Origin of the sequence: Nonomuraea helvata (assembly GCF_039535785.1) — a bacterium.
In the GTDB taxonomy this organism is placed as follows: domain Bacteria; phylum Actinomycetota; class Actinomycetes; order Streptosporangiales; family Streptosporangiaceae; genus Nonomuraea; species Nonomuraea helvata.
The window spans coordinates 1,818,278-1,841,738 of sequence record NZ_BAAAXV010000009.1 but is presented as its reverse complement, the minus strand read 5'-3'; the positions used below and the strand labels follow the sequence as shown (position 1 = coordinate 1,841,738).

Annotated in this window: 24 protein-coding genes; 7 read left to right on the top strand and 17 right to left on the bottom strand. The window is 67.9% G+C overall.

Annotated features, from left to right (window positions below; all coding sequences use genetic code 11):
- Positions 1-152: 152 nt before the first annotated feature.
- The 3 genes from ABD830_RS41790 to ABD830_RS41780 form a co-directional block, all read right to left on the bottom strand.
- Positions 153-596 carry a hypothetical protein gene (locus ABD830_RS41790; protein ID WP_344999855.1) on the bottom strand — a complete coding sequence of 148 codons (444 nt, stop codon included), beginning with the start codon at positions 594-596 and terminating at the stop codon, positions 153-155.
- Between the two features lie 258 nt (positions 597-854).
- Complete coding sequence (locus ABD830_RS41785; protein ID WP_344999853.1) at positions 855-1,031, bottom strand: helix-turn-helix domain-containing protein; 177 nt, start codon at positions 1,029-1,031, stop codon at positions 855-857.
- 10 nt (positions 1,032-1,041) lie between these two features.
- A complete protein-coding gene (locus tag ABD830_RS41780) occupies positions 1,042-1,299 on the bottom strand; it encodes a helix-turn-helix domain-containing protein (protein ID WP_344999850.1) in 258 nt (85 codons plus the stop codon).
- 259 nt (positions 1,300-1,558) lie between these two features.
- Here ABD830_RS41780 and ABD830_RS41775 point away from each other — a divergent pair, with 259 nt between their 5' ends.
- Both ABD830_RS41775 and ABD830_RS41770 read left to right on the top strand, forming a co-directional pair.
- Positions 1,559-2,044, top strand: a complete 486-nt coding sequence (locus ABD830_RS41775; protein ID WP_344999848.1) for a hypothetical protein — start codon at positions 1,559-1,561, stop codon at positions 2,042-2,044.
- Positions 2,045-2,741: 697 nt separating this feature from the next.
- The gene (locus ABD830_RS41770) at positions 2,742-3,293 is read left to right on the top strand and encodes an NUDIX hydrolase (protein WP_344999846.1); all 552 of its coding nucleotides are present in this window, start codon (positions 2,742-2,744) and stop codon (positions 3,291-3,293) included.
- A 171-nt stretch (positions 3,294-3,464) separates the two neighbouring features.
- On the opposite strand, the gene ABD830_RS41765 is transcribed toward ABD830_RS41770, so the two are convergent.
- Positions 3,465-4,118: a GNAT family N-acetyltransferase gene (locus ABD830_RS41765; RefSeq protein ID WP_344999844.1), complete on the bottom strand. Its 654-nt coding sequence runs from the start codon at positions 4,116-4,118 to the stop codon at positions 3,465-3,467.
- 251 nt (positions 4,119-4,369) lie between these two features.
- Here ABD830_RS41765 and ABD830_RS41760 point away from each other — a divergent pair, with 251 nt between their 5' ends.
- Complete coding sequence (locus ABD830_RS41760; protein WP_344999842.1) at positions 4,370-4,900, top strand: NUDIX domain-containing protein; 531 nt, start codon at positions 4,370-4,372, stop codon at positions 4,898-4,900.
- A 66-nt stretch (positions 4,901-4,966) separates the two neighbouring features.
- Here the strand turns inward: ABD830_RS41760 and fxlM (ABD830_RS41755) are convergent, their stop codons facing one another.
- From fxlM (ABD830_RS41755) to fxlM (ABD830_RS41720), 8 genes are all read right to left on the bottom strand, one after another.
- Positions 4,967-6,196 (bottom strand): methyltransferase, FxLD system, encoded by a 1,230-nt coding sequence (gene fxlM / locus ABD830_RS41755; RefSeq protein ID WP_344999840.1) that lies wholly within the window; start codon positions 6,194-6,196, stop codon positions 4,967-4,969.
- Between the two features lie 243 nt (positions 6,197-6,439).
- Positions 6,440-7,465 (bottom strand): serine hydrolase domain-containing protein, encoded by a 1,026-nt coding sequence (locus ABD830_RS41750; protein ID WP_344999838.1) that lies wholly within the window; start codon positions 7,463-7,465, stop codon positions 6,440-6,442.
- A gap of 147 nt (positions 7,466-7,612) precedes the next feature.
- Entirely contained in the window at positions 7,613-8,728 is a 1,116-nt protein-coding gene (locus ABD830_RS41745) for a hypothetical protein (protein WP_344999836.1), read from the bottom strand.
- 4 nt (positions 8,729-8,732) lie between these two features.
- On the bottom strand, positions 8,733-9,701 hold the full coding sequence (locus tag ABD830_RS41740) for a thiopeptide-type bacteriocin biosynthesis protein (protein ID WP_344999834.1): 969 nt from the start codon (positions 9,699-9,701) through the stop codon (positions 8,733-8,735).
- On the bottom strand, positions 9,683-10,858 hold the full coding sequence (locus ABD830_RS41735; RefSeq protein ID WP_344999832.1) for a lanthionine synthetase C family protein: 1,176 nt from the start codon (positions 10,856-10,858) through the stop codon (positions 9,683-9,685). The genes ABD830_RS41740 and ABD830_RS41735 overlap by 19 nt, the downstream gene beginning before the upstream one ends.
- Positions 10,855-13,905 (bottom strand): lantibiotic dehydratase, encoded by a 3,051-nt coding sequence (locus ABD830_RS41730; RefSeq protein WP_344999830.1) that lies wholly within the window; start codon positions 13,903-13,905, stop codon positions 10,855-10,857. Before ABD830_RS41730 ends, ABD830_RS41735 begins: the two co-directional genes overlap by 4 nt.
- Before the next feature lie 81 nt (positions 13,906-13,986).
- Complete coding sequence (locus ABD830_RS41725; RefSeq protein WP_344999828.1) at positions 13,987-14,184, bottom strand: FxLD family lanthipeptide; 198 nt, start codon at positions 14,182-14,184, stop codon at positions 13,987-13,989.
- A gap of 55 nt (positions 14,185-14,239) precedes the next feature.
- Positions 14,240-15,472, bottom strand: a complete 1,233-nt coding sequence (fxlM, locus tag ABD830_RS41720; protein WP_344999826.1) for a methyltransferase, FxLD system — start codon at positions 15,470-15,472, stop codon at positions 14,240-14,242.
- 2 nt (positions 15,473-15,474) lie between these two features.
- Between fxlM (ABD830_RS41720) and ABD830_RS41715 the strand changes: the two genes are divergently transcribed.
- Positions 15,475-15,960 (top strand): hypothetical protein, encoded by a 486-nt coding sequence (locus tag ABD830_RS41715; RefSeq protein ID WP_344999824.1) that lies wholly within the window; start codon positions 15,475-15,477, stop codon positions 15,958-15,960.
- A 341-nt stretch (positions 15,961-16,301) separates the two neighbouring features.
- Here ABD830_RS41715 and ABD830_RS41710 read toward each other — a convergent pair whose 3' ends face one another.
- The 4 genes from ABD830_RS41710 to ABD830_RS41695 all read right to left on the bottom strand — a co-directional run bounded on the left by ABD830_RS41710 (position 16,302) and on the right by ABD830_RS41695 (position 19,551).
- Positions 16,302-16,604: a hypothetical protein gene (locus ABD830_RS41710; protein WP_344999823.1), complete on the bottom strand. Its 303-nt coding sequence runs from the start codon at positions 16,602-16,604 to the stop codon at positions 16,302-16,304.
- 313 nt (positions 16,605-16,917) lie between these two features.
- On the bottom strand, positions 16,918-17,742 hold the full coding sequence (locus ABD830_RS41705; protein WP_344999821.1) for an SAM-dependent methyltransferase: 825 nt from the start codon (positions 17,740-17,742) through the stop codon (positions 16,918-16,920).
- Complete coding sequence (locus ABD830_RS41700; protein WP_344999819.1) at positions 17,739-18,239, bottom strand: hypothetical protein; 501 nt, start codon at positions 18,237-18,239, stop codon at positions 17,739-17,741. The genes ABD830_RS41705 and ABD830_RS41700 overlap by 4 nt, the downstream gene beginning before the upstream one ends.
- A gap of 109 nt (positions 18,240-18,348) precedes the next feature.
- Positions 18,349-19,551 (bottom strand): helix-turn-helix domain-containing protein, encoded by a 1,203-nt coding sequence (locus ABD830_RS41695; RefSeq protein ID WP_344999818.1) that lies wholly within the window; start codon positions 19,549-19,551, stop codon positions 18,349-18,351.
- 95 nt (positions 19,552-19,646) lie between these two features.
- On the opposite strand from ABD830_RS41695, the gene ABD830_RS41690 reads away from it, so the two are divergent.
- Complete coding sequence (locus tag ABD830_RS41690; protein WP_344999816.1) at positions 19,647-20,363, top strand: HAD family hydrolase; 717 nt, start codon at positions 19,647-19,649, stop codon at positions 20,361-20,363.
- A 1,015-nt stretch (positions 20,364-21,378) separates the two neighbouring features.
- Positions 21,379-22,137, top strand: a complete 759-nt coding sequence (locus tag ABD830_RS41685) for a GntR family transcriptional regulator (protein WP_344999814.1) — start codon at positions 21,379-21,381, stop codon at positions 22,135-22,137.
- An 18-nt stretch (positions 22,138-22,155) separates the two neighbouring features.
- Here the strand turns inward: ABD830_RS41685 and ABD830_RS41680 are convergent, their stop codons facing one another.
- Positions 22,156-22,551, bottom strand: a complete 396-nt coding sequence (locus tag ABD830_RS41680; protein ID WP_344999812.1) for a hypothetical protein — start codon at positions 22,549-22,551, stop codon at positions 22,156-22,158.
- Positions 22,552-22,635: 84 nt separating this feature from the next.
- Between ABD830_RS41680 and ABD830_RS41675 the strand changes: the two genes are divergently transcribed.
- Positions 22,636-23,391 carry a GntR family transcriptional regulator gene (locus ABD830_RS41675; protein ID WP_344999810.1) on the top strand — a complete coding sequence of 252 codons (756 nt, stop codon included), beginning with the start codon at positions 22,636-22,638 and terminating at the stop codon, positions 23,389-23,391.
- The last annotated feature ends 70 nt before the right edge of the window (positions 23,392-23,461 follow it).

Genomic DNA, 23,461 nt, shown 5'->3' with positions numbered 1-23,461 from the left:
ACGCTCGAACGTGTGTGGGTGGGCGCGACCGTGCAGGAGCGCCAGGTCGTGTGTGGCGGCGCGGTGGCCACAGCGACGGCAGCCGTCGATGGGCGGTGGGCAGCCGTTCGGCCAGCGCAGTCGTGTCGGCAGCGACCGAGAGGTGTAGGCGCTCACGCTGCCGCCAGGATGTCGGCGACGAACTGGTCGTCACGGTCGGCCCATCGGCAGCCGTCCATCAACGACTCCTCGGTCGACCAATACGGCCTTTGGTCCTTGACGGCGAGCCGGTACACGGGCGCGAATCCGTAGTGCTCCTCTTCGACGTGGTATACGCCGGTGGCGTCGACGACCTCGAGCACGTCGATGCGTGTCCAGCAGGTGTCGCCGTGCTCCCATGCCACATTCACGAGGCCGCCCAGGTCCTGGCGGTCGCGGTAGGGCAGCAGTGAGACATGGCCGCGCCCGCTGTTGTGCCAGCGCGCCGCGATCTCGTCGGCCGCGGTGACGATGACGCCTCGCCGGTGGGCACCGTGGTGGCGGACCAGCGCGCCGACCGGCCAGCGTGCGGCCAGCCGGGAAATGCGGGCTTCGGTAGTCGTGCGGTGTCTCGTCACGCTGGCCCCTGGTATGGGTGCGGCTGTCCAGCAGGGTGCGCGTGCACATCTGGCCGTTCGATCGATGCGGCCTGTCGGGCACTGACGATGTCGTCGATGGCTTCGCCGCGGAGCTGGTCGAGGAAGGCGAGGATTTCACCCCGCGATGGAGGCTGGAACTCGTTGCCCCCGGCGTGATGGAGAATAGACATTGCGAGATTCCCTCTTTCGGGGATCGGCCCCCACGAGCCCGGCACGGCCTGTGGGGGTTTCTGCGTTTCAGGCCAGGCCCAACATGGCCAGGAGCTTTGCGGTAGGCACGCGCAGCTGGCGGCCGACCGGGATGGTGGGGATGTCGCCGCGGTGCGCCGCCTCGTATGACGACGACCGTTTCAGGCCCAGCAGCTCGCCGGCCTCCGGAACGGAGATGGTCGGCCTGGCCAGCGGATCTGGCACTAACGGCCGTTTAGACCTGGGCGGCATCGGACACCTGGGCTGACTCTGTGGCGATCTTGTCCCGGCAGATGGCGGCCAGGCTGATCCCGAGGTGAAGCGCAATGCGGTTCAGGGTGTGCGCACTGCCCGGGCGGTGCTCCAGCTCGATGTTGCTCAGTGACTGCGGCGTGATGCCCACCCGCCGACTCAGCTCGGTCACGGTGAGCCCTTTCGCCTGACGTATCGCGCGAATGGCATGACCGTTGTGCGAGAAGGGCGAATGTGTCATGACGCCACATTAGGCGTTGACGCCACTTTCGGCAAAATCGAACACATGCATGAATCAACGATGACTGGGACCGCTCCCATGCTTGGTGCCGCTGACCAGCCCATATGCTCTTGCCCAATTGGGCATTGACGCCTGATTTTGATTCGAGAAAGATCGGGGCATGCATGCACCTGTAGGCACAGCCGAACCTGTTGACACAGATCGGCCATGCGGACAGCAACCCTGCACGGTGCGCCCGGACGAGAACTGAGGAGTGAGTGTGGTGGCCAACGACCCGGCCTGGGTGCGGCTTGGTGACCTGCTCCAGTCGCGCCGCAAGTCGCTGGCTCGTGCCGTGAATGCGGACTGGCGCTTCCGTCGACGCTTCGTCGACGATCATCTGCTGGATTACCGGACCACTAGCGACCTTGAGCGGGGCGATCGCGACAACTATGACGCGAGGACCTATGCCCGGATCGAGCGGGCCTACATGCTCAAGGAAGGGGCGATCGAGTCCTTCCTGGCCAGCGAAACGGAGGCCCTGGAGGAGCAACCGATTGTTGAGGTCAGCGAGAGCCGGGCTCCTTTGGCAGGCGAGGAGCTTGCCGTTGAGCGGGTGGCCGTCACTCAGGACTTCGAGGTGGTCCTTGCTGCCGTCCGCTCCCAGTATGAGCAGATGACGGACGAGGAGCGCGATGCCGCTCGCCGCCAGATGATCGAAATCTTGAACGAGATCGACGACAGCTCCGACCAGACGCCTTCATGACCGGTTTGGTTTACTTCGAGATGAAGATCGCGTTTGTGTCCGGCTTGTGACCGCGAGGCGGCTTATTACCCTTGACGGCAGTTCATAGCTCGTCCATATGATGCTCATTCGCGATCATTCTGGGCTGTTCCGGGTGGACCGTTACACGGGTGGCAGGTGCCTATTTTGACCACGTCCCGCTCCACCGTGCCCGGCCTCGTTGTTGTGAGGCGGGCGCTCCCTTCGCCCTACATATTCGCCTGGTCGGTCCGTAACGGAGTGCTTACTGGAATCGTTATGGACCCGCTGTGCGATCCACTGTACGTAGCCGCGGAGGCCGCAAAGGAGCGTCCCTCGCACGAGCATCAGGCAATCCGGCGCTCACTGGGGATGTCTGAGCCGTTACCACCTGTTGTAGCGGCTCGCCGGGCGTTGGAAGCGGCCATCCAGCGAGACGGTAGGGCGTCGTAGTAACGGCACCCCTCCTGAGGGGTGCCGTTCGATGGAGAGATCACTTGGGGCTGGAGGGAGTGTGGGCACCTGCCCGTGTCTCTTCGGCGTGGCATGCGCGCACCGGTCGGGTCCCAGCTGTAAGGTGCGAACCTCCTTCCTCAAGGCCACGCGCTTCCATAGGAGCCGACTGTGTCAGTGCTCGTCGCGAACATCCGAGGAATTGGTTACGGGGAGCTTTGCTCTCGGGCTGGTGTGGGGGTGCCCCGTGGCGATCAGTGACTCCGACATCTCAAGCACGCTTTCCGCCTACCTTGAGCGCTACCCGGACGAGGTCGCCCTGCTGTCTGAGCCGGTGCAGCTGCTGTCTCAGGGAGGGGATTTCGCGTCGCGGCGGAACTTCCGGATGCACGCGACCGTAGGCGCGCTGCTTGTCCGCGGCGGCGTCGAGGTCCTGCTTGTCGAACACCTCGCGTACGGGATCCCGTTGCAGCCTGGAGGTCACCTCGAACCGACCGACGTCTCCTTGATCGACGCAGCGCTGCGGGAGTTGACCGAGGAGACCGGTGTCGACCCCGGCAAGGTCGTCCCAGCGTCGCAGAGCCCCGTATACATCGAGTACGGCAGGGTGCCGGCACGACCGGCGAAGGATGAACCGGAGCACCACCACCTCGACATTGGGTATGCGTTCGTGACAGATGCGGACGTGGGGCGCATCCAGGAGTCCGAGGTGAGGGGTGCCGCCTGGTATCCGCTCGCCGAGGCCGAGCGCCTTGTTGGGCACCGCATTGCGCGAGCGGTACCGGCCCGCATCGGTTGACCGCACCCGTCGAATGCTTCCAGTCGGCAGAGGCGCCAGTTCAAGGTGCGCGCCGGGTGAGGGCATGATCTGACCCCAGGACTCAACCATCAGCCCAGGCGGCGGGACTGCTCACCCATCGGCGGCTACCGGACACCGAGTCCGCCCGAACAGCCAACCCGGTAGCTCCCATTAGGCGGCGCCGAACAGCTCCAGGCAGGCAGGGGTGATTCCCCCAACTGAGATGCCCGGCGCGCGGTACGTCTCCCACGTCGCAGCCTCCAGCAGCATGCAATGCTCGACCGTGCGGACACCGTCGCGCTCGTAGGCGCGGCGGCCGTTGTAGATGTAGCCGAGCCGGCGCGACACGGTCTCGGAGGCGACGTTGCCGTCCACGTACGAGGTGTGCGCTTCCAACGCACCCAAGTGAGCGAACGCGAACTCGAGGACGGCGGCGCGGGCCTCGGTGCCGTACTCCCGCCCCTGGCGACTGCGGGTGATCCACGATCCGGTCTCCACAACGCGAACGGTCCCGAAGTTGCTTGCCCACATGTTCTGAACGCCGATCGCGACGCCGCCCACGCGGATGGCCAGATGGAGGTCCCAGCTTTCCGGCCGCCAGTGAGCCAAGGCCCGCCAGTGCCGCTGCAGCAGGTGCCGCTCCCTGTCGGGTGACGGCTCGTACAGGTACGCCTTTTGGTAGCGGGCTTCGCCGGCGGGTTGGATGTCGCCGGACGCTTGGGCCAGGTTGAGCAGGTCCGGGGTGTCGGGAACAGCGAGCTCCAGCCGCGGGGTTCGCACGCGGAGCCCGAACAACGGCCACAGCCCAGCAAGGTCCTCACTCACGGGATCACCGTCCCCTCGGGGTCAGCTGAAGACGAGCGTGCGGAAGGCGTTACGGATGGCCATCAGAGGGGTCGCGGTCGCGCATGACATCAAAGGTCTCCTCCAGGATCGCGCTGCCCCACCGTGCGGGCACGGTGGTCCATGCCTTTGGTTTGGCCGTTTCACGATGCATGGCGGGTCTCCCTTTCCGGAGCCGGGTTCGTGTCGGTGGCTGGCATCTCATAGGGAGGCGGCGACGTAAAGTGTGCGGGGTGAGCCACCGCGAGAACGAAGAAGCGATCTTGAATGCTGTGGCCGTCGATGTCGGCTTGGCGGCCCTTGAGTTCGACGGTGCGCGGGCCTGGCTGGAGCAGGCGCGTCAGCACCCGATGGAGCCGCTGGCGGCGGATGTCTGGGTGACCGATCCGGACTTCGGACATGTCCTGCTGGTGAAGCATCGGGTGCGGGGCTGGGTGCCTCCCGGTGGCAAGGTCGAGCCGGGAGAGGCTCCCCGCGCCGCCGCAGCACGCGAACTGTTCGAGGAGACCGGGCTGCACGCGGAACTGCTGGAAGTGCCGGCTGCGGTCTGTGTGCGTTCCTACCGCTCGGACTGGTCGCCGACGCTTGGCCTGTCGTACGCCGCGATAGCCGATCTCGATGTGCCGCTGGGTGGGGAGACCGGGCAGCCGCCGCGCTGGTTCGCCCTCGATGAGGAGTGGGACTCGGTGTTTCCTGAGGATCGCGCCCGGATCCGGGCTCACGTGGCCCGGCTGGTGGCCGCTCGCGCTGTCGAGGCGCGCTGACCATCGGCTGCGGGCATGGTCAGATCACCTCGTCGATCTGGTCGAGGGCCTCGCACTGCTCCTGTTCTACGGCCAGTCAACAACGAGTCGGCTGTTGGGCTTGTCGATGACGAAGCGAGGGTCGGCGGCCTTCAGCAGATCGCGGTGGGCGGCTGTGGCCATCCGGAAGCCGGGGGCGGGGGCGTCGTTGCCGTGGTCACGGTCCCACTCCTGGATCGCGGTGACAACCTGCTCGGCGTGGGAGGCGGCGCGCGGGCCGTGGCCGATGACGCCGATCTCCCAGAACCGGCCGTCCACGTCGTCGCCCTCGCGGACGGTCAGGTAGGCCAGGCTGTCGCCGTCGAGCGCCGCCATGGAACCCCACCCGAAGTGCGGGGTGAACCCAGGTCGCTGGCCGGGCATTCGGGACAGGCCGTTGGGCAGGACACACGCCAGCCACAGGTAGACCCACTCGAAGGGCGAGCCCTGCCGGAACTTCACGCCGGTGTAGAGCTTGTGGGACGGCTCGTCCAATACGGTCCGCATCGCCTCCCGGTCCACGAGCTGCTCGCTGTAGGTTTCCAGCCGGACGTTGCCCTCCCCGGCCATGGAGATCAGGATGCGGACGTCGTCGCAGATGCCTTTGCGCAGCGGGACGAACGTGGCCATCTCGCAGGAGACAGTCTTCCAGGTCTCGCCGTCGCGCTCCCACGCAAAGGAGCGGGAAATGCTGCCGCGAATCCGCATCGGGATGACCAGGCGGCCGCCCGGGGCGAGCTGCTCCAACACGGGGAGGGGGATGTCGCCGGCGCCCACGGTGAACTGGACCCGGTCGAATGGGGCGTGCTCGGGGAGCCCTGCCGCGCCATCGGCCAGCAGCACGGTCACATTCGACACACCAGCGGCCTCCAGATGCTTACTGGCGGTGTTGACGAGATCCTGGTCGACGTCCACGGTCCACACGTGCCCGCCAGGGGCCACGAGCCGCGACAGGAGGGCGGCGTTGTAGCCGGTGGCTGCCCCGGCCTCCAGAATGTTGTGGCCGGGTTGTGCGCCGAGCTGCTCCAGTTGGGTGGCGACGATGGACGGCGCGGAGATGCAGGAGATCATCTCGCCGTCCTCGTTGTGTTTGATCGGCACGGCGTCATCGACGTAGGCGGCCTCGACGTCGGCGTCGGGGATGAACCGGTGGCGCTCGACTCGCCGGAAGGCGTCGATGATCGCGGGGGTGCGCAGGTGGCGGGAGCCGGTGAACTTGTCCACCATGGCGTTGCGCAGGTCGGCGGGGTCGGTGGTCGTAGTGATGGTGCTCTCCATTCTCTGGAAGGTAGGGGTTGCTGGTGCGGACTGGCGGGTAGACACGGCGGCTAGCTCGTCGTCTCCGAAGGCGACGGGCCTGCCCAGCCAGGCCACCCAACGCCAGCGCGGTGAACCTTCAGCCGGCGCCCAGCCGTAGAAGCCGCCGTCAGGGGTGAGGGGGATTGTCATCGCCTTGTCCTTCGGCTTGGGGGTGTGCCGCCGGGGAGGAAGGGCCGTCTCGGTCCCTCAGCTCAGGCGCCGTTATCCCAAGGCGAGACGGCAGAAGGTGTCACGGATGGCCATGAGCGGGTCGCGGTCGCGGCTGTAGTAGAGCTTGTTCGTCAGGAGAACGCCCCATCGTTCCCGCTTGGGCGATGTCCACATGCCTGTGCCGGTGAAGCCGTAGTGGACGTAGGTGTCGTCGCTGCCGGGGGCGGGGTGCCAGAACAGGCCCCGGCTGGGCGTGAGGCTCCCCGTGTGCACCTGCAGGGACTCGGTCACCCAAGCAAGGCCGAAGCTGGTGTGAGCGGCCGGATCGAGGAGGTGGCGCTGGAATAGCGCCAGATCGTCCAGGACGGAAAACACACCGGCGATGCCGCACACCCCGCCGAGCAGGCGTGCGGAGAAGTCGTGGGCGATGCCCTTGAGGTGGGTGCCGGTGTCCTGGTCGAGTTCAGTGGGGGCGCAGTCGGCGGCGAGCTCGGACGGCAGGGGACCGAAGCGGGTGTGGTTCATACCGAGGGGCTGCCATACCCGCTCATGGGCAAGCCGGTCGAGCGGGCGGCCGGAGACGTGCTCGGCGAGGTAGCCGAGCACGAGGGCGGCCCGGTCGGTGTACTTGACCGCCCGCCCCGGCAAGTCGTGCGGCTTCTCGTGTAGGACGCCAGCGCGGATGGCGCCCGGGTCGGTGCCGTACTGGTTTCTCAGGTTGGCGCGGAGCGGCAGCCCCGCGGTGTGGGTGAGCAGGTGCCGCACGGTGACGTTTCCCATGGGGTGGCCAGCGACCTCGGGCCAAAATCCGTCCAGGGGTACGTCGAGCGGCAGTCGCTCCTCCTCCCACAAGCCGCCGATGACGGCCCAGACCGCGACGATCTTGGTGAGACTGGCAATGTCGAAGATCGTGTCACGCCGCATCAGAGAGCCGGGAACGGCGGGATCGGCCACTCCGCAGGTGCCCCACTCGCGCACGCCGTCGCGGTCACCGATGGCCCAGACAGCTCCGGGGAACACGCGCTCACGCACCCCCCGATCGAGTAGCTCTGTGATCGACTCGTGGGTGTCGCCCATGATGCGTCCCCCTATGGTCCGGGCCCTCAACGCTGGCCAATGTAGTGATCATCTGGTGTCTGCAGGCGTTCGGTCATCGTGTCAGGTGATCTTGTGACTGAGCTTTCCCAACGCGACCGCAGTGGCGGACAAGCCGGAGTTTTAAGGTCAGGAGCTTCGCACCGCAGAGGCAAGCATCTCGCCTGCAGTCTTGACGGAGGTGGTCAGCGTGTCGAGCAGCGGCGCCGGTATTGTGCCCGCCCTCAGGCCAGAGGCGGCCACGATGCCGGTCAGGGCCCGGCGGTGAGCCTCGGACACCCCCGCCAACGGGCGGGGGTTTGTGAGGACGTCGCGGGCGGCGTACCCGTTTCCGCTCTCGATCACCTCGGCGGCCACCTGGGCATGAACCTGGTCGGCCGTGTGCGGGTGGCTGCTGCTGGCGATGGTGGCCACGGTCAGGCCGAGCCGGGCCCGGAACACCATGAAGTCGGGCGCGGGCTTCGCCGAGAGGAACAGTTCGACCATCGACCGCACGTACTGGCTCGCCGCCGTGTCCGGGTCGGCGCACATCACGCGCAGGCAGGCGGCGACCTGCCGCTCCCACGGCTCCGTGATGGTGCTCTCCCCCAGCACGTCGTGCGCCGCGCGGGTGGCGCCGCGCAGACAGTGGGCGACGATCACGGCCTGGCGCCCCTCCATAAGGTGGTCGCCCACCCCTTTGTGCGCTCGGGCATGCGTGACCGCTTCATCCCAGCGGCCGGCGAGCGCCAGGGTGCGGATCCCGTCCGCGACGTACTGCCGCCACGCCCATTCGCGTAGCTTGTGACGCTCGTCTCGGCCGCCGGTGAGGCTGGCCAGCGGAAGCGTGTGCCCTTCGATCAGCAGGTCAGTGCTGGTCATGACCGCCTGGTACATCGCATCCAGCAGCCGCATCGCGGGCTTTCCGGCGTCGGCGCGGATCTGCAGCCGGGCGAGGTTGTGAACGGGTTCGAGCATGTACCTCGCTTGGCGCGCGGTGAGGGGATGGCATGCCTGCCGGTAGATGTTGATGTGCTGCCAGCACAGGTCACGGGCCAGATCAGGCATGCCGCAGTCGCTGGCCAGTAGCGCGGCCTTGTTGAGCGCGTGGGCCCCCTCGTGCAGCCGATCGGCGCCTGGCCGCCCGGCGGCGTCGGCGATGCCGGCGATCTCGGCGACGCGGTCAGAGAGGCGAGGGTAGGCGGGGCGGGCCCAGCCGACGAGCGGGAAGTATCGGGCGGCGGCCGTCAGCGTTGAGCGGTCCATAGCGTCAGCTCCCGGGCAGGAAGGCGGCCGTGGCCGCGCGGGCGAGGATGCCTTGCGTGGCGGCCGACAGGCCGAGCCGGTTCCAGTGGAAGATCACGACGTGGGTGAGGAGGGCGCGTAGCCCGCGGTCGAGGCGGCCTTCGGCCGCCGCGCAGCCGAGTTGGTGGCCAGCAGCCTGCCACGCGGTGAGCCACGGTGCGGCGAACGCGGCGGGCCCGCCGGGGGCGAACGGCTCGCTGTCGGCCTGGGCGGGGATGGCCAGCAGCGTTCGCACGTTGGCGGCGAGCTTTTCGACGCGGGCGGCGTCGGCGTCGGAAGGCGCGGGCCGCATCTGGGCCACCCGGGCGAAGACGTCGCCGCGCTCGAACCAGTCCAGGCCCGCGGCCCGGAGCAGGGCGTTGATGAGCACGATAGACAGTTCACGGCGACCGAGATCGGGAGCGGCCTGGCGGGCGTAGTCGAGGACGCCGAGGCTGTCGGCGTAGAACAGGTCATGCGCGGCCTGCATCCCGGCCGGCCCGCCGAACGCGGCGGTCTCAGGCTCGTACACGGTCGGCCACCAGCGGGTGAGCGCCCCGGCGGCGGTCAGCTCATCGAGCACCTGATCTACGGCCGGAATCTCCGCGTCGCGCAAGCGCAGCCGCCAGCCCGGGGGTTTGCGCAGGAACCACCACCCGGCGATCGCGCCGCCCGCCTGGAGTTGCTCCAGGCACGGCCCGAGCAGATCGGCGCCGATCTGCTCGGGGTTGTCCCAGTCGGGGAACTGGACGCGTAGCTGGTACCAGCCGGCCTCAGCGTGTCGTTCGAGCGCCGCGAGCCCGGCAGCCTGGTACACGATGCCGGCTTCGTCGAGGTCGGCCGGATCGACGCCGATGTTGGCGGCGGCGGCGTGCAGGTCTGCCCCTGCGAGGAGAGCGAGGACGGCGGCGGCGAGCTGGTGCGCCGGGGCGGTGGTCAGGTGATGAGGAGGCATGCGTCCCATCCAGAGCGCGGGGGTGTGGTGTGTCGTGCGGTTTCCAGGGCCAGGCCCACCCCGGCGGCTCCGGTCAGCAGCCCTGCGGCGTCGTCTTGGTCGGTCGCTGCGTGCTGTGTGAGCGCGGCTGCGAGAGCGGGGAGCCGGTGCCCGATCGCCGGGGTGGCGGCGTCGAGGGAGGCCCGGTAGGCGGTCTGATATACGCCGGCCATGCCGTGGCACAGCCCCGCGTCGGTGATGTTCTGAAGGTGCTGGCCGGTGAGGCATTCGGCCATGGCCTTCTCGGCGATGCCTCGCCGGACCGGGTCGTTGGTGGCGAGGGCGGCGAGTTGCTGGGCGCGGGCGATCCCGGCCGTGCCGTAGCACCACGACGGCCGACCCGGGCCGGGCTGGGCGGTGTGGCCGGTGCGGAGGTCATCGCGGGTGAGCCACTGCGGCCACCAGGTTCCGTCTGCCGAGTCTTGCCGCCACTGGTCGAACCATCCGCCCAAGGTGTCGATCGCGTCGGTTTGGCCGGGCACCGTGCAGCCGCGCAGAGATGCGAGGGAGAGCAGGGCGAGCAGCCCGGCCGCGCCGTGCGCGAGGCCGAGGTTGACGTGCCCGCCGGGGGTCGGCATGAGCGGGTCGGGGTCGTGGTCGACCCACCAGCCCGGCAGCTCCACGCCGTCCACGCGGCGCGGTTTGGTCAACGCGGCTAGGTAGCTGAGGACGGCGCCGAGTAGGTCGCTGCCGGGCGCCCGCAGGAGCAGCAGAGCGCCGAGTCCGGTCAGTCCGCGGAACAGGTCGTACTCGGCGAACGCGGCGGGTACTCGTCGCCTCATCCGTTCCGCAGCGGTGGCCAGGCGGCGTTGGGCCAGCCGGGCGACGTGCTTGTCCAGGGTGCGGGCCGCCGCCTGGTAGCGGGGTTTGCCTGTGTTGGCGGCGTGCAGGACGAACGCGATGGCCGGCGCTCCGTAGTAGAGCCCGGTGTGCGGTGCGCTGTCGATGGGTCCGGCCGCGGCCTGCCGGATGTGCGCGTGGGCGCTTTGCCAGTCTCCGGTGCCGGACAGGGCTCGCTCGATGTGCAGGAGCGCGGCCGCGGCGGTCGGCTTGGTGAGGGATTGGCTCGCCATCTCGTGTTCGCTGAGCTGCACCGGTTCGGGTGCCGGGCTGTTCATAGGGCGCCTGCCAGGGCGAGGCAGCGCAGGGCGGCCGCGCGGGCGAGGCGGCCCGTGATCTTCTCGAACTCCGGGTCGACGCCGAGGGCCCGCACGTGGTGGTCATGCAGCAGGGTTCGCAGCACGGTGGCCGGGTCGCGCTGCTCGGCAAGCGCGCGGTGGTAGGCAGTCAGCGCCGTATCCCGGGCCCGCCAGGCGGCGGCGACGGTTTCGCCGCCCGGGATGGCGCGCACAGCCTGGTAGTCGTTGGCGGGGTCGCCCCAGCGGAGCGCATGGTCGCGCAGCGTGCGATCCAGCGGGCCGGTCTGCTGCTCCAGGCAGCGGAGCAGCGCCTGGTAGCCGGCGATGGGGTCGGGGGCGAACGTTGCGGCGAGGTGCGCCATGGACGCGGCGGCCAGCGCCTGGCCAGGCAGCCGGGCGGCGTCGGCCACGCTGATCTGCGCGATGGCGGCCTCGGTGTCGGCGGCGAACGCCTGCTCGGCCGCCGCCAGTGCCGCGGCTTCGCCGTACCGGCCGGGCTGCTCGTGGGCCCTTGCGATGGTGAGTTGCGCGGGCATGCCGAGCGTCTCCAGCCGGGCGGCGAACGCGGCCAGGCGTGCCGCGACCGGCCCGTACTGGCCGGGGTCGGCCAGACGCAGGAACACGGCGAGATGCTGGTCGGCGTCGAGCCGGATCATGTCGCGATGCCTGCGCACCCACCAGGAGGTGACCAGGTCGGCAAGCTCGTCAGCGAGGAGCGGCAGGTGCCGGGTCAGGATGTCGTCGAACCGTGCCGGGTTGCCGACCAGGTGGGCGCACACCAGCGTGGCGGCGCCCGGGGCCGCAGTCGCCGGGAGGCGGCGCTGCGGCGGGTTGAGCGCGGTCATGGGGATCAGCAGTTCGGCTGGTCGGCCGATCCAGTCCAGCCCGTGCGGCGGGTGGTCTTCTTGCAGCTCGATCCGTCCGGCCTGCTCCAACCGCCTCTGAAGGACCGCGCGGTCCATCGGCTGATCGAGGTCGAGCGGGAGACGCAGGTCCTCATGGCAGAGCAGGACACGCGCTGGTGTGCGCCACCGCTGTCGCCACGCCTGCAGCGCCGCATCCCAGCCCTGCCCGGTGCCGGGTACGTCGGTGGTGGTGAGGAGCCAGCGGGCGGCGGCCAGGATGGTGCGCCGGTAGCGGATGCGCGGAAGGTACGGCAGGGTGCGGGCGGCGCCGTAGTTGAACGGCTTGTAGACCGCGCTGCGGGCGTCGGCGACTTCGGCGAGGAACCGGGCGAGCGGCGGAGTCTGGACGGTGGTGTCCAGCGCGTGGGGGATGCGGGCTATGACGCGCCGACCGGTGGAGCGCTGCACCAGGTACATGTGGGCGGAGTCGGCGGTGACCGCCAGGTCGTCGACACCGATCGCGCCGCTGCCGGGGTGCTCGCCCAGGTGTACGACGTCGGGGACGAGCGACGGGACCCGCGTGAGGTTCTCGTTGCGGGGGCGGCGGGGCGGGAAGGAGAGCTGAACCACCACGGCATCGTCGCTGGTGTGCTCGCGGCCGGTGCCGTAGGAGGCGGCGAGGCGGGCGCGGTCGTCCTTGTCCAGCAGGTAGGTGAACCGCCCGGTCATGCTGGTGTGGGCGCGCGGGTTGGCGGTGATGTGCAGGTCGAACTCTCCGCGATCAATCGCTTCGGTGGAGGAGGCGGTCACGGCGACGCCGAGCTCGATGCGGTGGGGCAGCACCACGGTGTCGTGGTCGCCCACGGTCAGCGCGGTGACGTCCGCCTCTGTGAGCGTGACCTCGTCGGCTCCGGTCAGGGCGGCTTTCTGGATGAGGGCCAGGAGCGCGGCGTCTCGCTCGGTGAGCGTGCGCCAGGTGGGCCGGGCGCGGAGGGCGCCGAGATAGCCGCCGGGGAAGCCGAGCCCAGAGTCGGCCACCAGCTCCTTCACCGGGACCAGAGCGCCGGGGCCGTAGCGGGTGAGGAACCGGGCGTGGTAGTCCATCCATGCCGTGCGGCCGAAGGGCTCCGTGGAGAGGCGCAGCACGACGGTGGCGGCTCGGGCGGCCTCCTTCAGCACGACCTCGGGGACGGCGACCCGGGCGTCGAGGGTCACGTCGGTGACCAGCCCGGCGCCCGGGGCGAGCGCGGCCATCTCCACGCGTGTCGCGGTGCGGAGCGCGGCGGCCCGCTCGGGGGCGGTGGTGTTGTGGCGCGTCAGCAGGTCGCGGATGCGTTCGAGGTGGCGCAGCAGCCCTTTGACGTCGGCCAGGTCACCGCCGCCCGCGTCATGCAGGACGCCGATCAGGTGTTGCAGCGGGTCGGCGACTGTCATCGGCGGACGCAGGTTGGTGATCAGAATGCGCTGGTCCACCAGCGTGTGCAGCAGAGCGCGGATCTTCCCCGGCGCGGTATCTGGGAAGCGCGCGGTCAGCTCGGCGGCGAGCTCGTCGAACTTGACCGGTGTCGCGGCCGCGGCCAGAGCGATTTGCACGGGCCGGGTCAGACGCACGGATACCTCGCGCATAGGGCCGGGGTGCCGAGCGCCGCTTTGTGCCCGGGTGGCGACGATGAAGCGGCCGTCGCGGGCGATCCCAAAGCTGTCGGCGATCACCGTCAGGCGTGGCCGCAGGCCCTGATGCCGCTCGATCTGATCGGTCAGGTGGGTGACCCAATCCGCGTTCACCCGCGCGAACGCGCGGTGCTGTGTGCCGATGTCGGCTCTCGCGGGCCCAATAGCGGCTGTGGCGACTCCGGCGAACAGCCCGAACGGGGTCGGGCGGCGCTGCCAGCGCAGCAGGTAGGAGACGGTGGCCATGACGGCGCGGCGCACGTCGCTGCCGGGCGCCATGGTAGAGCCGAGCAGGTCGTCGACGCGCGTACCAAGATCGGGACTGGCCATCTGCAGGGCCTCGCGCACTTCGCCGCGGGTCCACACCCTCGCCAGCCATGCCCGGCCTTCCTGCTGGATGGCGGCGGGGTCGCGCAGGTTGAGGCGGGTGGGTAATTCGAGGTCGCCCGGGTCGGTGCTCGCTCGCACCATCACCAGGCCGGTGTGCCGGTAGCGCGGGGGGACGCTCATCGTGATCCCTCTGCTGGGTCGGTAGTGAGCCGCGCCGCCGGCGCCCACACGAGATCGTGGGCGCCGGCGGCTGAGAGTGTTTCAGGAAGGGTCGTTGGAGCTGGTGGTGCACGCGCTGGTGCTGCACGAGGTGCCGCACCCGTCGCTGGTGTCGCACATCATGATCACCAGCGGCGTGCTGGCCTCCACGACGCGCATGTCCAGCTCGAACTCCTCGTCGGCGACGACGCTCCCCAGGTTTAGGACGTCGGTGGCGTCGAGGGTCAGCGTTGGAGCCATCGGATCACACTCCTCATCGGGTTGGGTGTGGGGCATCCTGGCCCGTGAACGGTCTTCAGCCGGTGGGCCAGGAGATCGTGACAAGACCGTGGGTCTTGTTGAGGGCCGCCGTACCCTCGGGTAGGTCGGCGGGGATGTGGCCGGTCGGCCAGTAGGCGAATGTGGGTTCTGGCCGGTTCCTGGCCTGCTTGTCCCACGCCTGGATCTGCTCGACCATGGCAGTCGCTGCCTCCTGGCCGTGCGGTCCGTAGGCGCGGGCGCCGAACTCCGCGCCTGCGCCGTCCATTGCTGGCCGCACCGACAGGTAGGCGAAGGAGTCGCCGCGCACCCCGGCGAACGGGAACCAGGTCTTGCGCTCCTGGGCGAGGTCAGTTCCCTCCTCGGCGGCCAGCTTGCAGAAGCCAGGCAGGAAGCACGCGAACCACAGGTGCAGGTCGGCGAACGAGACACCGTGCTTGACGGTGACGCCGGACCACACCTCGCTGCGGTCGCTGGCCAGGACACCGTTCAGCAGGCTGGGATCGTCGGGTGCTCCGCTGTCGAACCGGAGCGTGACGGCGTGCCCGTGGGCGTCGGGCAGCCGGAACTCCCTTTCGATGTGCTGACCGGCTCCCTGCATGGGGACGAACCCGGCCACCACGGCGGACGTACTGGTCAGGTGGTCGTTCGCGCGGCGGAACGCGATCGAGCGGCTGACACCGTTCATCCGCAACGGCACCACGAGCGTGCCGTCAGGGGCCAACTGGCGCCGCCACGCCGGGGCCAAATCCCACGCGCCGACCGTCACGATGATCGCGTTGAATGGCCCGAACCCGGCAATCTCGTGCTCGGCATCGGCTGTGATCACCTTGACCCGGTCGCCGTAGCCGGCGGCGTCCAGCAGCTCGGTGGCGCGGGCGGTCACCTCCGGGTCGATGTCCACGCTGAGCACTTGCCCGTCCGGCCCGACGACTTCGGCGAGCATCGCAGCGTTTACGCCACCTGAACCGATCTCCAGCACGGACATGCCCGGCTCCAGCTCGGCCTGCTCGATCATCGCTACCTGGATGTACGCGGCACTGACGGAAGAGATGGCGACGCCGTACTCGTCTCGCTTGGTGACCACCGCGCTGTCGGCCTGGTAGGTGACTTCCAGCGGGGTGTCGGCCGGCACGAACGCGTGCCGGGGAACCGCGCGGAACGCCGCTTCGACCTGAGCCGACTTGATGTATCCGGCCTCCTTGAGCTCGTCCGCGAGCTTGTCCCTCAGCTCAGCGGCCCGCGCCTCGTCGATGGTCGTGTCATTCACAGATGATCTCCTTGTTGTTCATCGGGTCGGGGCATAACGGAGGGGTCGGTGCGACGCGGTTCACGCTGGCCGGGGCTGTCCTCACTGTCCACTGGACGCGCCGGGAGCTGGGATATGCCATGTACCGCACGGGCGCCGTCGAGGAGAGCGTCGTACTCCGGTTCTTCTCCCCGGCTCCGATGCTCTTCGCGATGCTCTGCCACGAGAGCCACGTAAACCGTGACTGCGGCGCGGTAACGGCCGCGTCGGGTCTCCTCGTAGCCGTCAGCGGCGCGGCGCAGTACCACGTATTGGCCGCCCTCCGACGCAAGCTCGTACCTGCCACAGCAGGAGGTGTGGCCGACTCGGAGATTGGCGCCGGACGGCGTGTACGGCGTCCACTCGAACGTGTCGGTCGTCTGCGTGCTAGGTCGTCGCGAGCGGTCGGCTCGCTGGTTCATCTGCTGTCTCCGTGCTCGATTCGGGTGGTGTGGGCGATCGAGCGGTAACCGGCGCGCGGGATGCTTCCCCGGGTACCGGCCGGCGGTAGGCATACAGGTAGCCGCGTTGGAGCACGACCAGCATGAGGGCATCCATCTGTGGTGACCTTCGGTTGGTTGCCTCGAATTCGTGGAGCTCGTGCCCCACGCCGGACAGGGGCTCCGCCGTGGGGCACGAGGGGTAGGCGGCGCGAGCCAGGAAGGAATGGACTTCCGGGGTGGGTTAAGCCCGCGCCGTGGTGCGCGGCCGGCAAGGGGAGCACCGTCCCTATCCGCGGGCCGGGCCGCGCCAAGACGTGGCGTGGCACTCCCGCCTGCGCGCGGGGTTGCCTGCCGAGCCACGTCTCGCTTCATCGTCCGCCGCCCACACCATGCCCGGAAAGATTCCCCGTACGGGCGGGCGGTTGGGCTGGTTGGTCAGCCGGCGACCGCCACAGCGCAGTTGCTCCGAGGCTCATGAGCTTGAGCAGCTCGTCGGGGTGCTCAGCCTCGACGACGAGGCCCGGCGGCGGGCAATTCCCCTGGTAGAACGCGACGAGACTGCGCTTGCGGCGGGAGTACATCAGCCACCAATGGGGCACACGCGGCTGGAAGCGTTTGACGAACTCGATCCCCGCAGCGTCGGCGGCAGCGTCGCCGCTGTCGATGAGCATGGTTCCTCCGGGCAAGGCAGAGCATCGAGGCACCCGTGAAGGCGACGCGGGCCGGGACAGCTTCTCCAAGTCGAGAAGGTCTTTCACTGTGCCTCCGTTGAGGGGTGGGACTTGCGTGGTGTCTCTCCCCCCAGAGAGGAACGTGCTCGTCCTTGGGGCTAGAGACGCTTGAGGGTGTGGCTGGCGCGTGTCCACGTCGGCCCCGAAGGGTGCGGGACGCCCGTACTGGGGGCATAGCTGCGCAGCCAAGTGTGCGGCTGGGCTGCTCTGCCACACGAGGATCATGTGATGCCTCCAAAAGGGGAGGTGCGGGTTAGTCCGGAAGCCGCTCGGCCATCCACATGAGGAAATGCGGCGCTTCCTTCGGTGCCAGTTCGTCAAGGCTGGGCATGAAGTCGACCGTGGCGACGACGCCGGGTTCGCGGATGACGAACCTTCCAGCCAGCCCCGTGATCTCCTCCTCAGTGCGGGGGTAGATACGGATGCTGTGCCGGGCCTCGTAGGAGGCCTTGCCACGCGCGACCATTTCCGGTTCTACGCCGGTGCTGGTCACGTGCGTGACCAGCACCATGCTGCCCGTCGGTAGATCACCCCACAGGGCGGTCATGAGCTGGGTCGCTTCCCAGTCGGTCAGGAAGTGCAGTACCGCTCCAAGAATCACGATCACCGGTCGGTTCAGATCCAGGTGCACGTCGAGCGCTTTGAGGACCTTGGTCGGGTCGCGCAGGTCTACCTGCTCGGTCTCAGCTATGCCGCGCAGGATGGCCCGGCCTGCCGTAATCGCAGTGATGTCCGAGTCGATGAGCAGCCACCGCATCCCCGGCCGCTCCTGTGCGGCGACCGCCGCCAGGTCGGGAAGCTTACGGGCGTCCAAGCCTTGCAGGGGGCGGCCGCCGCCGAGATCGGCGAACTGGTCATAGCCAACGCTGGCCAGGTAGCGGACCGCCCGCACGAGCGCCTCAGCGTTTTCCCGGACGACTTCGTCCACCTTCTCGATCGCGTTGCGCAGTTCCGCGACGGCTTCCCGGTCGGCGGCGAGCGCGTCATTCGGGGCGCCTCTCAGGGACGCGTACGTGCGGGAAGGCGTGGCGGTGGACGGGTCGAACGTGCTTCCCGGTCCTGTGGATTGGGTCGTCATATGAGCCTCGGCTGGATACGGAGAGCGGGACGGAGTACGGCAGGACCGGCACCAGGCTGAGCGATGTCTCGCATGCCATCGGCGTACGCGCCGGCGGTCACGCTTACTGGCCTCGTGTCCGTTCGCGAGACAAGCAGGACGTTCCAAACGCCCACCAGCGCCGCGCGTAGCGATCTCAGTCCGGCGCGTCGCGCTGAGCACCCCGGCACCGTGAGCCAGTAGCGGCCAGGCGGCATCTGCCGCTGCGTAGGAGGGAGGTTGATGTGACGCGTGATATCGAGAATCCGCCGGTCAGGTAGTTCCCAGTCGTCGGCGGTGCCGACAGGCACCAGGAAGTACAGGGCGCGTTCTGCTGGATCGACGATGACCGGCAGCCTGGCATTGGGCAGGCGCTCGAGCACGGCCAGGCCGACGTGCCTCGGCACACGGATGCCATCCCATTCAGCCGCCATCGGCGCGATTTGCATGCCAGCGGCAGTCTGGACCGCGTCTGCCATCCCTTGCATTGGTCACCATCGCTGTCCGTGGAGTGACGTTTCCAGCGACGGTAGGGAAGGCGAGAGAGGTTCACCCGAACTGACAGTTCGGGTAACCAGCAGCTAGGGATCAAACAGAGCTAAGGCGCTCAGCCAGGGCATCAACCTGTCGGCGATACGTAGGACGTACACGACGGCGGAGACGGGTAACCATGTCTCGGGCGAGCGGGTTCCTGGCCAGGTCCTCGGGTGCCATCTGCTCCAAGTCCAGGAGGTGTACCAGCACAGCAGGATCCTCGCGACGCAAGTCGTAACAGCGAGCAACTTCCAGCAGGAACGTAAAACGACGCTCCATCGACGGTAGGTGGCTGGTGTCGATCTGATCCGCAACACGTAGGGCCTCTGCGGCCTCGCCAGCCTCCATTTCGATGCTCACCGCATGGAGCTCGACGTTAGTAGGACCGAAGACCGTCCACATCGTGTTGCCCTCGCCAACCTGCTGGGCCCGCGGCGTGGCATTGCCGGAGAGGCGTTCGCGTGCTTGCCACCACTGCTTGCGCCGAGCGTCAGCGACGACCGCCACCAGTTCCAGCGCGCCCGCCATCGCGATCATGTCTGCGTCCTGTGGCAGGGCACGCAGACCTTCAATGCCTTGGAGCGCGACCTGCTTGGCTCCCTCGTACTCGCCATCGGCGAGAAGAACATGTCCGAGATTCCACTGCGCCGCACCCAACCGAATTGGATCATCAGCGTCCTCGGCTGCGCGCAATGCTCGGTCCGCAACCATGAGGGAGAGCTCAACCCGCCCAGCACGGCGACAATACGAGCGAAGCATGAAATAAAGGTCTGCGGCCGTTCTAAGAACATCCCGCCGCGCCGCGCTGTCAGAGCCGAGGCGGTGAGCTCGTATGGCGTTCTCAATATCGACGATGAGAGCAGGAAGAACGGAGGCGGCCTCGGTGAAACGTTTCGGACTGGTTTGCCAGATTCGCCATGCCGACTCCACACGTTCGCGTAGCTCAGCTAGCGTCACGGGCTGGGCGCTGCCAGTCGGCCCGTACCCCATCAGAGCAGTGACGACGCTGTCGGCAACGTAGGCATTCTCTGCCAGGAGTTCGTTTCGTTTCTCACCCAGAAGAGCCGAAATCGGGACTCCGAGTTCGGCCGCGAGAGCCTGGAGCACTGGTAGAGAGGGGATCTTCAGGCCACGCTCGATTTGGCTCAAGTACTCCTCGGTGATACCGCATAGTCCGGCGACGGCCGCCTGTTTGCGTTGCTTCTTTTCTCGCCAATAGCGGATACGTTCGCCGATGGGAAGCGCAGATACGCTCATCCGACCCCCCTTCCTATTGATGCATCGAGCGTAGACGGGCCCGGCCCCACAGGGCCAGATCTACACGAGTGTGTGACAGTCTGGAGCAGCGATGGGTGACGTTGGAGGAATCAATGATGGATCGCCGAATCGTGCTGTGGGACATCGACCATACGCTCATCGACACAAGGGGCGTCGGTCGCGAACTGTCAGCCCAGGCATTCGAGCAGGTGACAGGCGTACCCATGCTCAAGCAGGCGAAGATCGACGGCATCACCGAATCTGTGATCTTCCGGGAGACCGCAAGGCTCCATGGCCTCCATACCGACCGACATGACTTCGAGCGGTTCGCTTCAGCGCTCACCAAGGCGCACCTCGCGCGGGCTGCGGAGTTGCGGGAACGCGGCCACGCACTACCTGGCGCCGCCGCAGCTCTGGACGCCCTGGGCGCGATACCCGGAGTCATGCAGACCGTTCTGACTGGAAACGTGCGAATGGTCGCGGAAATCAAGCTCCAAGTCTTCGGCCTTGACAGGCATATCCGCTGGGACATCGGGGCTTTCGGGGAGGACAATGATCTGCGCGCCGAGCTGGTGCGCATCGCATTAGGACGAGCTGCATCCATATTTGGGGAACCGATCGCGGCCAGCGATGCGATGCTCATCGGAGATACGCCGGCCGATGTCGAAGCCGCCCTTGACAACGGCGTACCAGTGATCGCGGTGGCATCAGGGCGAAGCTCCGTTGATGACCTGCGTGACGCCGGGGCTGTCCGCGTCCTGCCCAGCCTTGCGAATACGGACTCAGTCGTGGCCATGGTCCAAGACGTTTAGCCGTTCGGCGCGGACTGTACGCATCGCTGGATACGCTTTGCGGCTGCGTCAGCCGGGACGAGGTGGAGCGGATGGGCGATGCGGTGGTCGAAGGGGTGAAGGATCGGGCACGGGACGCGGAGCTACGGCAGGCCCCTGATGGGGCGGACGCCCGCCCTTTGCACCGTCTCGTGAACGGTGAGTAGATCTGTGTCGTCCCTTCTCGTCATACGGGCGGGCCGCCTGATGGGTGGCAGGGAGTCCATGTAGCGGCCTCCTTGGCCGCCGCCAGCCGGAACGGCGTGTGTCGGCCGCATGTGGCTGTGTCGGGCGCTGGACGGGCTGTGGGACGCTCTGGAGCCCGGTTGGCGCAGTGGCTGGCGCCATCGGCGCGGGCGCACTGTCTGGCACAGAGTCGATGAGTACTTCGGTCATCCCTTCGTCGTGGAGGACCAAAGCGCATGGACGCGCGGGAGACCATTGCGCGTCCGACATTCGGCGCCGATGTAAACCGTGCGCGACATATAGATCAAGGCGCGCGGCCATCTGCTCGGCGGTGGGAACGATGTACTCGTGGGGGCCCATGGCGTCGCAGCCGTGCCCGTACGGTGGATGACCGCATACGCCGCATCCCATGGCCAGCGGCGGGTCCTGGCTGCTGTAGCAAGGCGCGGGAACCACGGCAGCGGTCGTTGCCCGTCGCCTGCGCGGCGGCTCGGTGCGCAAGCCGAAGGCACTCACGCCGCCCCCTCATCAGCAAGCCCCGCGCCGCCGCTCAACCCCTGAAGGCGATTGCAGCCGGAAGACGATGAAGGGCCCTCATGCGGCGGTAAAGCCGATACGACTCTCATGGTTCCAGACCTCCTGGATAGGTCAGGTGATGAGGACAGCGGGCACAGTGCCAGGTCATGCGGAATTGCAGTTGCCGATGGCCGTCTCTACATACGGCAATTCATTAACGTATACGACAATGACGAAAGAGTATGGTGCATGTCAACCGGACCGGGAACATCACCACGCGAGGAGAAGCCATACTGTGCCGGGCCACGCCTACGAGCACGTCGCCAAGGAACTACGTGAGGCGATCGTGAGCGGCCAATACGCGCCCGGGGATCGCCTCCCGAGACAGGAGGACCTGGCCGCGCAGTACGAGGTCTCCGTGATCGTCATCCGCCAGGCGATCGGCCTGCTCAAGGGGCAGGGGTTCGTGGACACCTCCGGCCGAGGCGGCACCGTCGTGCGCGAGCGGCTGCCCGTCCGCCGGATCACCATGGACCGCTATTTGGTCGATGCCGGCCCGCAGGAGGTCCCTCAGACGAGCTTTACGAACAACGCCGGGATCACCTGGTCTCAGTACAGGCTCGACAAGGCATTCCGGTGGATCGCAGCCGATGAGCACCTGGCCAGGCTCTTCGGCGTCGAGGCCGAGACGCGCGTCCTTGAGCGCCGGTTCGTCTTCTACGCCGGCGAACTCCCGTCGCAGATGTCCCGCTCGTGCCTACTCGCTGAAGACGTGGAAGGCACGCCGGTCGCCGACCCTCACAACGAACCCTGGCCAGGCGGGAACATCGGGCAACTGCGAACGCTGGGCATCGAGATCGACCGCGTCACAGAGGAGACTGCGATCCGCATGCCGACCCCGGACGAGGCATCGACACTCAAGCTCGGGGCCGGAGTCCCGGTGTTCGCAATCACCCGGCTCATGTACGCGGGTGACCGCGTTGTCGAGGTGGCGGATCCGATCGTCATCCCCGGCGATCGTGCCGTCCGCTTCGATGAGATCACTCTCACATAGAGGCGTTTGACCGAATCATCATTGCTTTGGACAGGGGACTTCCACCCAACGGACCAGCTCGCCCGCCTGAGTAGTGTCTCGGCCCCAGCGGTACTCGCAGCCGCTCATGAGCATCATGCTGTACTCCTGGACATCCCGCGGGCGGCGGTCAACCAGGGCGACCTCTCCCCCCTCGGTGACCTCGATCCGGATGCGGTCGTCGCGGACTGAGGCCCGGATGTGCAAGATGCCCGGAGACACGCCTTCGGGAAGAGCAGCCAGGGCGCTTTCGGTCATCTCGGTGATGACCAGTTCGAGCTCGCCTGCGGCCTTCGCATCCACGAGGTAATCGACGAGGCCGCGAGTGAATTGCCTAGCGACGGGCGCCATGGCGGGAATTGCGGGCAGCGTGAGTTCGAAGGGCTGCTCGCTCATTCACCCCCTCCAACCTGTACCAACAGAATCCTATTCTGTCCCGACACCTTGAAACCTGTCGGGACAGGCCGTCAAGCTGTCGCTGTGGAAGACCCGCTGTACGTCCAGCTGGCGCAAGAGCTCAGGGAAGGCATCCTGAGTGGACAGCTTGCCCCTGGCCACAAACTACCTTCGCGGCCTCAGCTCGTGCGTGATCGAGGAGTATCCTCAAACGTAGTGAATGCAGCCTTCGACCAGCTTGAGCGAGAAGGGTTGATCGAGCGTCGGCCAGGCTCCGGCACGTACGTCAAGGAGAGGCCGCGGTTGCGGCGCCTGGTGCGAGCGAGCGGGGGACGCGTATACGGGGCGCCGCCGTTCTTGCCGGATCTGCGGCCGACCGATGGCAAGGCCAGCTTCCGCTGCATGGGCGAGACCGGGCCAGCCCCGGTGATAGTCGCCGAGCGCCTGGGGATGCCCGTCGGTGCCGACGTGGTGCGGATCGAATACGTCTGGTACGTGGACTCCGAGGCTGCCGCCGTGGCCTCCTCATGGGAACCGGGCGATCTGGTGCGCGGTACGCCGATCGCCTTTCCAGAGGAAGGCCCACATGCGCTGTCCGGCGTGGTGGCTCGGATGCATGTGATCGGCGTCCAGGTCGACCGGGTCGTCGAGTGGGAGACCGCGCGGCCAGCGACCGCAGACGAGGCCGTCAAGCTGGCGTGCCCGGAGGGCACCCTCATGCTGGTGATCTGGCGCACGTACCTCGCCGGCGAGCGGGCCGTGGCCACGGCGGAGATCGCCATCCCAACTACGCGTTGGGTGGTCGAACGCGAGCTTCAGATCCCTGAGGAGAGCGCCTGAGCAAGACGGGCCGTGAGCCCTCGGCAGAGGAACAAGGAACGCGCCCTGCCGCTTCGTGCGGCTGGGGCGC